The organism is Flavobacterium sp. (genome assembly GCF_034111225.1).
Taxonomy (GTDB): Bacteria; Bacteroidota; Bacteroidia; order Flavobacteriales; family Flavobacteriaceae; genus Flavobacterium.
The window spans coordinates 231,673-244,116 of record NZ_JAWUXR010000012.1; the positions used below are offsets into that span (position 1 = coordinate 231,673).

The following is a 12,444-nucleotide window of genomic DNA, read 5'->3' on the forward strand; positions in this document are numbered from 1 at the left end:
GCATTAGGTATAAATGAGCAAATTATGGACACAAATAATTGTTTCCATTGTGGTTTAGAATTTAGTAAAAAAGAAGAAATTATTTTTGACGAAAAGAAGTTTTGCTGTAATGGTTGCAAGACCGTTTATGAAATTTTTAGTCAAAATGATTTAACTTGTTATTATGATTTTCAAAGTGCACCAGGCGCTACACCACAGGAAATTAATGGTAAATATGATTTTTTAGATGATGAAAAAATTATCTCAAAACTTCTTGAATTCAATGAAGATACAACGAGTATTATTTCATTGTACATTCCTCATATACACTGTAGTTCGTGTATTTGGATTTTGGAAAATTTACAAAAACTTAAAAAAGGAATAAGTACATCTTTAGTTAATTTTCCAGAAAAAAAGGTTAGAATTACTTTTGACTCCTCACAAGTAACTTTGAAAGAATTGGTTTGTTTATTAAATTCTATTGGTTATGAACCTTATATAAGTTTAGATAATTTTGAACGAGGAAAAAAGAATATAGACAGGAGTTTAATCTACAAGTTAGGTATTGCTTTTTTCTGTTTTGGAAATATAATGTTATTGTCCTTTCCAGAATATTTTGAAGTTGAAGAATTTTGGTTAAACCAATATAGAGGTTTCTTTAGATGGTTAATTTTTGCTTTGGCATTACCATCATTTTTATATTCAGCAAGTGATTATTATGTTTCTGCATATAAGAGTATTCAATCAAAAATGTTAAATATTGATATACCTATTGCTTTAGGAATATTAGTAATGTTTGTGAGAAGTACAGTTGATATTTTATTTGATTATGGTCAAGGCTTTTTTGACAGCTTAACGGGTTTAATCTTTTTTATGTTACTTGGAAAACTCTTTCAACAAAAAACCTATAGTTTTCTTTCGTTCGAGAGAGATTATAAATCCTATTTTCCAATTGCAATTACTAAATTAAATCTAGACGGAACTGAAATTCCTGTTCAAGTTTATGATATTGAAAAAGGAGATCGATTATTGATTAGAAATCAAGAATTAATTCCTGTCGACGGAATTTTAATTTCTGAAAAAGCTTCAATTGATTATAGTTTTGTAACAGGTGAGGAAATTCCAATTGAAAAAAAATCAGGCAGTAAAATTTACGCTGGTGGAAAGATAATTGGCAATGTAGTTGAACTTGAAGTTTTATTTTCAGTATCCCAAAGTTATTTAACACAATTATGGAGTAATGATGTTTTTCAAAAGAAAATTGACCAAAAACATAAAACAATTACAGATAAAATCAGTCAATATTTCACTCCAATATTACTTATGTTAGCCTTTATTGTATTTGCTATTTGGTTATTTATTGATGTTTCAATGGCTTTCAATGTTTTAACGGCAATTCTTATTGTTGCTTGCCCATGTGCATTAGCTTTAACAGCCCCATTTACATTAGGTAATGTAATTCGAATTATGGGGAAACAAAAAATGTATTTAAAAAATGCTACTGTAATTGAACAATTAGCAAAAGTAGATACTATTGTTTTTGACAAAACGGGTACAATTACTTCTAATAAAAAATCATCTGTAAATTTTAATGGAGATAAATTTTCAGATTACGAAATAGAACTTGTAAAGAATGTATTGAGGGGTTCTAATCACCCTTTAAGTAGAAAAATATATGATTTTTTACCAACTTCAAAAAAATTAGAAGTAGCCTTTTTTAATGAAATTACTGGAAAAGGAATTGAAGCAAAAGTGAATGAATTTGAATTATTAATAGGCTCTTCTTCCCTTGTAAATGTTGTAGATAATAATGAATCTAAGCAGACTAAAGTTCATGTAAAGATTAATGGTGCTTATAAAGGCTATTATGTATTTGATAATCAATATAGAAATGGACTAGAAGAATTATTTCAAACACTAAACTCAAAATATGAGCTTAAAATTCTATCTGGTGATAATGAAGGTGAAAAGGAAACTTTACAATGTTTTTTACCGCCTAATACTGAGCTTATTTTTAATCAAAAACCAGAACAAAAGTTGGAATATATTGAGCAATTACAACTTCAAGGCAAAAATGTTATGATGATTGGTGATGGATTAAATGATGCAGGTGCATTGGCACAAAGTAATGTTGGAATCTCAATTTCTGAAAACGTTAATGTATTTTCACCTGCTTGCGATGGAATTATGGATGCTAGTCAGTTTTCTAAATTAGGATATTATTTAAAATTTTCTAAAAATGCAATGCAAACTATTTATTTGAGTTTTGGACTGTCATTATTATATAATATAGTTGGTTTGAGTTTTGCAATTACCGGAAATTTGTCTCCATTAGTTGCTGCTATTATAATGCCGTTAAGTTCCATAACAGTTGTAAGTTTTGTAACAATTATGTCTAACTATTATTCTAAGAAAAAATAATAAGATTTTAAGTTAATATGACAAATGTCATATTTTTTAAAAACAGCAAGAATTAACTTTGCCAAACACAAATTAAGGTATGAGTGTCATTTTTTTACTTATTACAATCAGTATAATTATAGCTGTTGGTTTTTTAGTTGCTTTTATTAAGGCAGTAAAAAGCGGACAGTATGATGATGATTATACGCCATCTGTTAGAATGTTATTTGACGATGAGTTAAAAAAGAATCCAGAGAAAACAATTAAAATAGAAAAACAAAAATCAATCTAATTATGGAGATGCAACAATTTTATTACGACAACAAAATTGTAAAGAAATTTCTTTATGCCAGTATTCTTTTTGGAGTAGTGGGAATGTCAGTTGGACTAATAATCGCCTTTATGTTCTTGTTTCCAAACATGACCGACGATATTGCTTGGTTAAGTTTTGGTAGACTAAGACCATTACATACAAATGCTGTTATTTTTGCCTTTGTAGGTAACGCTATTTTTGCAGGAATTTATTATTCGTTACAACGACTTTTAAAAGCTAGAATGTACAGTGATTTATTAAGTAATATTAATTTTTGGGGTTGGCAATTAATTATTGTTGCTGCTGCAATCACATTACCATTAGGTTATACAACATCAAAAGAATACGCTGAGTTAGAATGGCCTATAGATATTGCAATTGCATTAGTATGGGTTATTTTTGGTATTAATATGATAATGACAATTCTTCGTAGAAGAGAGCGTCATTTATATGTTGCTATTTGGTTCTATCTTGCTACTTTTATTACAGTTGCTGTTCTTCATATTTTTAACAGCTTAGAATTACCTGTTTCAGCAATGAAAAGTTACTCTGTTTATGCAGGTGTTCAAGATGCTTTAGTACAATGGTGGTACGGTCATAATGCAGTAGCATTTTTCCTTACAACTCCATTTTTAGGATTAATGTATTATTTTGTTCCTAAAGCAGCTAATCGCCCTGTTTATTCATATAGGCTATCAATTATTCACTTTTGGTCATTGATCTTCTTATATATATGGGCAGGCCCTCACCATTTATTATATACAGCTTTACCAGATTGGGCTCAAAATTTAGGAGTTGTGTTCTCTATTATGTTACTTGCTCCATCTTGGGGAGGTATGATTAATGGTTTATTAACATTAAGAGGTGTTTGGGATAAAGTGCGTACAGATCCAGTTTTAAAATTCTTCGTAGTTGGTATTACGGGTTATGGTATGGTTACTTTTGAAGGTCCAATGTTATCGCTAAAAAATGTAAATGCAATTGCGCACTATACAGATTGGATCGTTGCGCACGTTCACGTAGGTGCATTAGCTTGGAACGGATTCATGACATTTGGGATGATTTATTGGTTAATACCAAGAATGACTAAAACTAAATTATACTCTATAGCATTAGCAAACTTCCATTTTTGGATTGGTACTTTAGGTATTATATTATATGCTTTACCTATGTATGTTGCAGGTTTTATGCAAGCTTCAATGTGGGATCAATTTAAACCAGATGGAACATTACAATATGGTAATTTTCTAGAGACTGTAACTGAGATTATGCCTTTCTATTTAATGAGAGCTATTGGAGGTACATTATTTATAATTGGTTTACTTGTTTTAGTATATAATATTATTCAAACGGTTAGAAAAGGATCTGCTGTTGAAGATGAATTAGCAGAAGCACCTGCACTTACAAAAATTTCTGCAGGGAGAATGAAAGGTGAGAAATTCCACCCATGGTTAGAAAGAAAACCTATTCAATTAACAATATTAGCTACTGTAGCAATTTTAATAGGAGGTATTATCCAGATTGTTCCTACGATAATGGTAAAATCTAATATTCCAACAATTTCAAGTGTAAAACCATATTCACCCTTAGAGTTAGAAGGAAGAGATTTATATATCCGTGAAGGTTGTAATAACTGTCACTCTCAAATGATTCGTCCATTCCGTTCTGAAGTAATGAGATATGGGGAATATTCTAAAGCAGGTGAGTTTGTTTATGATCATCCATTCTTATGGGGTTCTAAGCGTACTGGTCCAGATTTAGCTAGAGAAGGTGTTCCTGGAAAACCAAATAATGGAGGTCGTTCAGATGATTGGCATTTTAATCATATGTGGAATCCACAAAGTACATCAGATGGTTCAATTATGCCAGGTTATAAATGGATTATTAGAAACCAATTAGATAAGTCTCATACTCAAGATAAAATGAGAGCAATGCAAACTTTAGGTGTTCCTTATACTGATGCTGAAGTCGCAGATGCAATGAAAACTATGGATACTCAAGCTTCTAAAATTGAGGCTAACTTGATGAAAAATAATGATATTAAAAAGTCATTTGAAGATCATAAAGCATCTCAAGGAACTGAATTTATTCCTGCTAAAGAGAGAGAGATTGTTGCCTTAATTGCTTATTTACAGAGATTAGGTACCGATATAACAAAACAAGATAACGCTAAATAATTAAGATATGTTGAAATTTATTAAACACAATTTAGAAACTATTTCGGGTGTTGAAATATATCCTATAATTTCATTAGTAATTTTCTTTAGCTTTTTTGTAGGTCTATTTATTTGGGTATTTAGCTATAAAAAAGACAAAATAAAAGAATTAAGCGAAATGCCAATTAATGACTAATTATTTAAAGATTTAAACATGAAATATTTAATCCCATCATACGTTAGAGTTCCAGTAATTTTTGCAATTATTTTTGTAGGAATGGAATTCTTTATTGACTCTGGAGACCGACCAGCTTTTATAAAGTATCCAATGGTATCAGTCTTCTTAGGAGTATTTTTGTTTGTGTTAGTTGCAATTGAAATACTTGTTAGTGCTATTGATAGAGTTACTTATCAGGTGTTAACTGAAGAACAAAAAAAACAACTTGAAAATGTAAAACCATTTGCTTTTACAGAAAGTAAATTCTATAAAAGTTTAACACGTTCTAAATCTATAGAACAAGAAGCAGACGTATTACTTGACCATGATTATGACGGCATTAAAGAGCTAGATAATGTATTACCGCCATGGTGGGTGTATTTATTCTATGGATCTGTTGTTTTTGCAATTGTGTATTTAGTACGTTTTCATGTAGTGGGAGACTATACGCAAAAAGAAGAGTATGAAATGGCTATGGTTCAAGCAGCTAAAGACCATGAAGAATATTTAAAAACTGCTCCAGATTTAGTAAATCTTGACAATGTTGAATTATTAGCAGATGCTTCTAGTATTTCTGAAGGCCAAAAGATTTTCGTTGCGAACTGTATAGCGTGTCATGGAGCCAATCTTCAAGGAGGAATCGGTCCAAACCTTACAGATGATTATTGGATAAATGGAGGAGGAGTTAAAAATATTTTTAAATTAATTTCTGAAGGTAGTGCTGCAAACCCTGTAATGGCTCCTTGGAAAGAGGCAATAAAAGCTTCAGATATTCAAAAAATAGCAAGTTATATTATTTCTTTAAAAGGTTCAAATCCTGAAGGAGCTAAAGCTGCTGAAGGTGAAGTTTGGAATGATGATATTGCAATTGAGTCGACTGATGTTAATGAAAAAGTAGAAGCAACAAAATAATTATTTAGAGGTTTGGTTCGCCAAACCTCTTTTAGAATTTAATAAAATGAGTAAGTTACAAGACGAAAGTTTTAGAGATACTATAGGTACTATTAATGAAGAAGGAGAAAGAAATTTCATTTTCCCTAAAAAGCCTAGTGGTAAATTTTATGACAAGCGAAAATTATTAAGTTACCTACTTCTAGTGTTATTATTAACTGCTCCATTCCTTAAAATAAATGGCAACCAGTTTCTATTGTTCAATGTGTTAGAAAGAAAGTTTTCCATTTTTGGTTTTCCATTTTGGCCTCAAGACTTCTATTTGTTTGTTATTTCAATGATAATTGGAGTTGTTGGTCTTACATTATTTACGGTAGCATTTGGAAGAATATTTTGTGGTTGGTTTTGTCCTCAAACTATTTTTATGGAAATGGTTTTTCGTAGAATTGAATATTGGATTGATGGCGATAGAGGGGCTCAAATAAGATTAAGCAAGCAAACATGGAATGCTGAAAAGATTATAAAACGTTTAATTAAATGGGTTGTTTTTTTTATAATATCTTTTATAATCGCAAATGTTTTTTTAGCTTATTTAATTGGTAGTGATAAATTACTACGCTATGTGATTGATGGACCGAAAGCTCATTCAAGTACACTTATTACCTTGTTGATTTTTACAGGGGTTTTTTATTTTGTATTTAGTTGGTTTAGAGAACAGGTTTGTATTATTGCTTGCCCATATGGAAGAATGCAAGGTGTTTTATTAGATAATAAATCGATTAATGTTACTTATGACCATGTACGTGGAGAAGGAGAGAAGGGAAGAGCAAAATGGGATAGACGAGAAGATAGATCAACTACAGGAAAAGGTGATTGTATAGATTGTTTACAATGTGTTCATGTTTGTCCTACAGGAATTGATATAAGAAACGGTACTCAACTAGAATGTATTAATTGTACAGCATGTATTGACGAATGCGATACAATAATGGATAAGGTTGGTTTGCCAAAAGGTTTAATACGTTATGCAAGTGAAGATGAAATTGTAAAAAAAGAAAAGTTCAAATTAACAGCCCGTATGAAGGGATATATTGCAGTATTAGTAATTTTAACTGGAGTTTTAATAAGTTTACTTTCCTTAAGAAATGATGTAGAAGCCAAAGTATTAAGAACTCCAGGTCAGCTATACCAACAAAAAGGAGATGTCATAAGTAATTTATTTACTTATAAAATCATGAATAAAACCGTAAAAGATTTTGATAATATTACGATTAAGCTTGAAAATCAATCAGGTGAAATTAAATTAATAGGCAACAAGCACATATCAATTCTAGCAGAAAAAACATTTCAAGGAAATATGTTTGTTGAGATTAAGCAATCGGAAATTAAAGCTGATAAAATAAAGATAAAAATAGGTTTCTATAATAATGGAAAATTAATAGAAACAACAAAAACAACATTTTTAGGTCCAAGATCATTTAATTAGGGACTAAAATAAATTACTATAAATATGAAAATTAATTGGGGAACAGGTATCGTAATTGCATTTGCATTATTCATGACTTTCATATTGTATTTTGTTATAAAAGTTCAATTAGACGATAGTTATGATAGAGAATTAGTTGTTGAAGATTATTACCAACAAGAATTAAAAGTTCAGGGGAATATTGAGAAAACAAACAATGCTAATGCACTTAAAACAAAAGTTAAATTTAATAAAACAGCGGATGGAATAGAAGTTTCTTTTCCACAAGACTTCGATTATAAAAACATAATAGGAATAGTGTCCTTATATAGACCGTCCAATCAGAAATTAGATTCTGAAATGAAAATTTCATTATCTTCTTCACATTTGCTCATACCTAATAGTAATTTGGTTGGCGGTCTTTGGGGCATTACTATTGATTGGGAATATCAAGGGAAAGAATATAGAACTAAAGAGTCTATTTATTATTAATTTTTAGATGTTATATACAGCAATCTTATTTGGTTTAATAAGTAGTTTTCACTGCATCGGTATGTGTGGACCTATTGCCATGATGCTTCCGGTTGATAGAGATAATGAAGCCAAAAAAATAACTCAATTATGTATTTATCATATTGGTAGATTAACTGCTTATGCATCATTAGGATTATTATTCGGATTATTAGGAAAAGGTTTTTTCTTAGCTGGAATGCAACAACAATTATCTATTACTGTTGGTATTCTAATGATTATAGTAGCTGTTGTTCCTGAAAAAAAATTAGCGAGTTATAATTTTTCAAAACCTATTTATAAGATTATTTCAAAAGTAAAATCAAGTTTAGGAAAACAGTTTAAAAACAGAAGTTATAAGTCTTTTTTCACTATAGGTTTATTGAACGGTTATTTGCCTTGTGGAATGGTTTATGTCGCATTATTTGGAGCGTTAGCAATGCCAAGTTTAGAATATAGTATCTTTTATATGCTATTATTTGGTTTAGGTACAGTTCCAATGATGAGTATGGTAGTTTTAATAACTAATTTGGTTTCAATACCTATTAGAAACACAATGCAAAAAGCAATACCAATATTAGCTGTTTGTATTGGTGTTTTATTTATAATAAGAGGCTTAGGTTTAAATATTCCTTATGTATCACCAAGCACAATGAGTTTGTTTGTACAAAGTGAAGCAAACTGTCATTAAGATTTTTTAATTAGTTTATTGGTAATAAAAAAGCATCAAAACCGAAAGTTTGATGCTTTTTTTATTTTTATATAAAATTGTAAATTTAGTTTACAATAACCTTCTTCGTTACAGAACCATTTTCAGAAGCTAACTGTACTAAATAAAAACCAGATGAGAGGTTACTTAAGTTGTAAGTTTCTGTAGTAACTGTATTTGGATTTTTAATTTCTTGAATTATTTGACCATTTACATTAAAAACAGTAATTGTTTTTAACTGTTCCGTACTTGTAATAGAAAAAGCTCCATTTGAAGTAGGGTTTGGGTAAATAGAAATATCATTTAATATAGCAAAACTTTCAGAGCTTAAAGTTGCACATTGTGTTGGCCAAATTTGACAAACATAATTTTGATTATCAATGAATGGGTTTCTATTTCCTTGTCTAGCGAAAATCGCATCATTTCTATCAGTTTCTCTTACACTTACAGGATCATTTAAATGCCAAGTTAATAATATGTTTAAAAACGTGTTAGTTAGAACCTGATTAGAAGTACCATTAAACATATCATAAGTATAACTTGAAACTGTATTTTCATATCTAGTTATGAAATAAAAAATCATTCTTGCAATATCTCCTTTAAATTCATCAATTGGTTCAAAAACTGTATTTGAATAACCTGCAGAATAACCAGAATTTTGATTATTACCACGTTTAGAGCCATTTGTATAAGTATTAGAAGCGGTTTGAACTCTACCAAATGGAAAATTTCCTCTTTGAGCATTTAAATACTTATCAGATGGAACTACAAAATGAGCGTCAGAATACATAGGTGTAGCAGATGAAAAAACAGATTGAGGAACGATATGTTCTCTGTTGTATTTTTGACATTCAGCTGTACCACCTAAACCATCATCTTGGTTAATACCGTAAGTAAAAAAACACTCTGGTCCTGTTGGGTTTTCAGTATACATATCTAATAACGATCCATCATTTTCATAATAAAAATCTTTATCAGATGTCAAATAAGTTGTATATAAGCCTGTATATCCTTGGTCAGTGTGCCCTTTAATAATATTATACAATTGGGTTTTTAAAATATATCCACTCCCAGTTGCAGTACTATAATAGCCTGCTGGTGGTGGTAACGCTTGTTGTGCAAATACCGAAAATGTTATTATTGTAAATAATAGAGAGTAAGTTTTTTTCATATTTTTATTTTTTACGTTCTAATAATGCCATATAAAAACCGTCAAAGCCACTTTCATAAGACAAAATTTTCTTGTCTTTAATAAAGGTAAAGTTTTTTCCTGATTCTGTTGTTAAAAATTTTTTAATTTGTTCTTCATTCTCAGATGGCAATATAGAACAAGTAGCATAAACCATTTTACCTCCTGGTTTAACAATTTTAGAGTAATTTTCTAAAACTTCAGCTTGTACTTTTTTAATATTGTCAATAAATTCAGGTTGTAATTTCCATTTACTATCTGGGTTACGTTTCATAACACCTAAACCACTACAAGGAGCATCAATTAAAACTCTATCAGCAGTTCCATGTAATTTTTTAATAGTTTTTGTGCTTTCTATTACTCTTGGTTCAATATTAAAAGCACCATTTCTTTTAGCTCTTAATTTTAATTGCTTTAATTTACTTTCGTATAAATCCATTGCAATTAATTGTCCTTTATTTTCCATTAAAGAAGCAAGGTGTAATGTTTTTCCACCTGCTCCAGCACAAGTATCAACAACTCTCATTCCAGGTGCAACATCTAAAAAGTAGGCAACAAGCTGAGAAGAAGCGTCTTGCACTTCAAACATACCGTCTTTAAAAGCTTGTGTCATAAAAACGTTTGCTCTTTCATTTAGTACTAAGGCGTCATCATATCCTTCAACAGCGTGTGTTTCAATGTCTAAATCCATTAAAATGGAATACACAACATCTTTAGTTGTTTTTAGAGTATTTACCCTTAAAATCACTTCTGCTTGTTGGTTTTGAGCAGTTAATTCTTTTGCCCAAATTTCTTCACCAAGTTCTTTAAGACCTAATTCATCTATCCAATCTGGAATAGACTCTTTAAATTTTCTTATTCTTGATAACTCATCAAAACGGCCTTTAATTTTTCGTTCAGGAGTATTTTCAAAATATTTCCAATCTGGTAATTTTATTCCTCTTAAAACAGCCCAAACAGCAAGTATTCTCCAAATATTATCTCTATCGTATGGTTCTTTTACTTCAGCAATTTCAGCATATAATCTTCTCCATCTAACAATTTCATAAATTGTTTCGGCGACAAATTTTCTGTCATTACTTCCCCAACGTTTGTCTTTTTTTAAAGCTCTTGATACTACTTTGTCAGCGTATTCACCATCGTTAAAGATGGCTAATAATGAATCAACAACGGTAAAAACTAAATTTCTATGTAATCTCATTTTTTCTTTTAATCAGCCTGCAAAGATACGAATTAAAATAAAAAGTCCCGCATTTAGCAGGACTTTATATTTAGTTGTTTCTTCCATTGCCTCTCGAGCTACTGCCTCTCGAACTACCAGAATTTCTATTAGAAGATGTTCCGGAAGAACGTGTGTTAGTTCTATTGTTACTAGACCTTGTTGAAGTTGATCCAGGACTTGAACTACTTCTTGTAGTACTTACATTTCTAGATTGAGATTGATTTCTCGTTGAATTATTACTTCTTGTAGAAGTTGCTTCTCTAGGAGAGTTTGTTCTAGGACTATTCGTTCTCGGTTCAACATTTCTCGGGCTTTCAGATCTTGGAGAATTTTTTCTCGTCTCTACATTTCCTCTTGGTGTAGAAGTTGCTTCTCTAGGAGAGTTTGTTCTAGGAGAACTCGTTCTTGGTTCTACATTTCCTCTTGGAGTAGAAGTTGCTTCTCTAGGAGAGTTTGATCTAGGAGAACTCGTTCTTGGTTCTACGTTTCCTCTTGGAGTAGAAGATCTCGGAGATGTTACCTCTCTAGGAGTGTTTCCTCTAGGTGAAGATGTGTTATTTTCTCTAGGAGAACTGTTTCTTGGGTTATTTGAAGCTATTTCACTTCTAGGTCTAACATTTCTAGTTGGTCTGTTGTTGTCTAACTCATGTCTGTTAGAATACCCATGGTTTCTATGAGAAAACGATCTGTTTGGATGTCTTGTTTCATAAGCATGGCTATTTCTTCCATAATACATTCCGTATGCTCTATGACAGCTTCTATGACTTACATAATGATAAGTATGACCAAAATTAATATGTAAGCCTATATGATTTCTGTATCTAAATACTGGAAACGGGTTCCAATAATAATAGTAACTAGGGTAATAATTCCAGTGCCAAGTTGAATAATATGGACGATAATTATTTACCCAAAATACATTATATATAATAGGTCTGTTTACATATACAGGTTCGTAAATATAATTTTCACCATACATGTATACATTTCCAACTACTTGAATTTGAACATTGTTTCTATTATCTCTCTCAACTTCAATAGTGGCAACATCTTGATAAGTGTCTTTCTCTAAAACAGATTGAATGATGATTAAATGGGCATCACCTTCAACAGATTCAATAACCCTTAAGTAATCTACATAATTATCATTGTTCAAATCTAAATTAGATAATTGTGCTTTTGGATCATTAATTCTGTTTTCAAAATCTTCTAAATCTTTTGCTTCCCCAAAAACAGAAGCAATTGCTCTTAAATCTAAATTATCACTTATATCAGAACTATTTGCTCTAACGGTAGTTTTATCTTGCGCATGATTACTCATTGGTAACATCGCTATGAATAAAAGGCTAAGTAGTATTTTCGTTTTCATAATCTTATGTTTTTAGTTAAACAT

General features: G+C 30.5%; 11 protein-coding genes. 8 read left to right on the forward strand and 3 right to left on the reverse strand.

The features are described from left to right. Positions 1-24: 24 nt before the first annotated feature. The 8 genes from UXY25_RS09385 (at position 25) to UXY25_RS09420 (ending at position 8,622) form a co-directional block, all read left to right on the forward strand. Positions 25-2,400 carry a heavy metal translocating P-type ATPase metal-binding domain-containing protein gene (locus UXY25_RS09385; protein ID WP_320815749.1) on the forward strand — a complete coding sequence of 792 codons (2,376 nt, stop codon included), beginning with the start codon at positions 25-27 and terminating at the stop codon, positions 2,398-2,400. 79 nt (positions 2,401-2,479) lie between these two features. Then, entirely contained in the window at positions 2,480-2,671 is a 192-nt protein-coding gene (ccoS, locus tag UXY25_RS09390; RefSeq protein ID WP_320815750.1) for a cbb3-type cytochrome oxidase assembly protein CcoS, read from the forward strand. Positions 2,672-2,673: 2 nt separating this feature from the next. Next, a complete protein-coding gene (ccoN, locus tag UXY25_RS09395) occupies positions 2,674-4,869 on the forward strand; it encodes a cytochrome-c oxidase, cbb3-type subunit I (protein ID WP_320815751.1) in 2,196 nt (731 codons plus the stop codon). A 7-nt stretch (positions 4,870-4,876) separates the two neighbouring features. After that, positions 4,877-5,044, forward strand: coding sequence for a CcoQ/FixQ family Cbb3-type cytochrome c oxidase assembly chaperone (locus UXY25_RS09400; RefSeq protein ID WP_320815752.1), 168 nt, complete (start codon positions 4,877-4,879; stop codon positions 5,042-5,044). Positions 5,045-5,062: 18 nt separating this feature from the next. After that, on the forward strand, positions 5,063-5,977 hold the full coding sequence (locus UXY25_RS09405; protein WP_320815753.1) for a cbb3-type cytochrome c oxidase N-terminal domain-containing protein: 915 nt from the start codon (positions 5,063-5,065) through the stop codon (positions 5,975-5,977). Between the two features lie 46 nt (positions 5,978-6,023). Beyond that, positions 6,024-7,442, forward strand: a complete 1,419-nt coding sequence (gene ccoG, locus UXY25_RS09410; RefSeq protein ID WP_320815754.1) for a cytochrome c oxidase accessory protein CcoG — start codon at positions 6,024-6,026, stop codon at positions 7,440-7,442. Positions 7,443-7,466: 24 nt separating this feature from the next. Next, positions 7,467-7,913 carry a FixH family protein gene (locus UXY25_RS09415; protein ID WP_320815755.1) on the forward strand — a complete coding sequence of 149 codons (447 nt, stop codon included), beginning with the start codon at positions 7,467-7,469 and terminating at the stop codon, positions 7,911-7,913. A gap of 7 nt (positions 7,914-7,920) precedes the next feature. Beyond that, positions 7,921-8,622: a sulfite exporter TauE/SafE family protein gene (locus UXY25_RS09420; protein ID WP_320815756.1), complete on the forward strand. Its 702-nt coding sequence runs from the start codon at positions 7,921-7,923 to the stop codon at positions 8,620-8,622. A gap of 85 nt (positions 8,623-8,707) precedes the next feature. Here UXY25_RS09420 and UXY25_RS09425 read toward each other — a convergent pair whose 3' ends face one another. The 3 genes from UXY25_RS09425 to UXY25_RS09435 all read right to left on the reverse strand — a co-directional run bounded on the left by UXY25_RS09425 (position 8,708) and on the right by UXY25_RS09435 (position 12,420). Continuing rightward, the gene (locus UXY25_RS09425) at positions 8,708-9,811 is read right to left on the reverse strand and encodes an endonuclease (protein ID WP_320815757.1); all 1,104 of its coding nucleotides are present in this window, start codon (positions 9,809-9,811) and stop codon (positions 8,708-8,710) included. A 4-nt stretch (positions 9,812-9,815) separates the two neighbouring features. After that, entirely contained in the window at positions 9,816-11,030 is a 1,215-nt protein-coding gene (locus UXY25_RS09430; protein ID WP_320815758.1) for an RsmB/NOP family class I SAM-dependent RNA methyltransferase, read from the reverse strand. 70 nt (positions 11,031-11,100) lie between these two features. Next, positions 11,101-12,420 (reverse strand): hypothetical protein, encoded by a 1,320-nt coding sequence (locus UXY25_RS09435; protein WP_320815759.1) that lies wholly within the window; start codon positions 12,418-12,420, stop codon positions 11,101-11,103. Positions 12,421-12,444 lie beyond the last annotated feature (24 nt).

What these genes read in the sequence shown, in the direction of transcription:
- UXY25_RS09385 (WP_320815749.1), top strand. Translation starts at nt 25, where the DNA reads ATGGACACAAATAATTGTTTCCATTGTGGTTTAGAATTTAGTAAAAAA.
- ccoS (WP_320815750.1), top strand. Translation starts at nt 2,480, where the DNA reads ATGAGTGTCATTTTTTTACTTATTACAATCAGTATAATTATAGCTGTT.
- ccoN (WP_320815751.1), top strand. Translation starts at nt 2,674, where the DNA reads ATGGAGATGCAACAATTTTATTACGACAACAAAATTGTAAAGAAATTT.
- UXY25_RS09400 (WP_320815752.1), top strand. Translation starts at nt 4,877, where the DNA reads ATGTTGAAATTTATTAAACACAATTTAGAAACTATTTCGGGTGTTGAA.
- UXY25_RS09405 (WP_320815753.1), top strand. Translation starts at nt 5,063, where the DNA reads ATGAAATATTTAATCCCATCATACGTTAGAGTTCCAGTAATTTTTGCA.
- ccoG (WP_320815754.1), top strand. Translation starts at nt 6,024, where the DNA reads ATGAGTAAGTTACAAGACGAAAGTTTTAGAGATACTATAGGTACTATT.
- UXY25_RS09415 (WP_320815755.1), top strand. Translation starts at nt 7,467, where the DNA reads ATGAAAATTAATTGGGGAACAGGTATCGTAATTGCATTTGCATTATTC.
- UXY25_RS09420 (WP_320815756.1), top strand. Translation starts at nt 7,921, where the DNA reads ATGTTATATACAGCAATCTTATTTGGTTTAATAAGTAGTTTTCACTGC.
- UXY25_RS09425 (WP_320815757.1), bottom strand. Translation starts at nt 9,811, where the DNA reads ATGAAAAAAACTTACTCTCTATTATTTACAATAATAACATTTTCGGTA.
- UXY25_RS09430 (WP_320815758.1), bottom strand. Translation starts at nt 11,030, where the DNA reads ATGAGATTACATAGAAATTTAGTTTTTACCGTTGTTGATTCATTATTA.
- UXY25_RS09435 (WP_320815759.1), bottom strand. Translation starts at nt 12,420, where the DNA reads ATGAAAACGAAAATACTACTTAGCCTTTTATTCATAGCGATGTTACCA.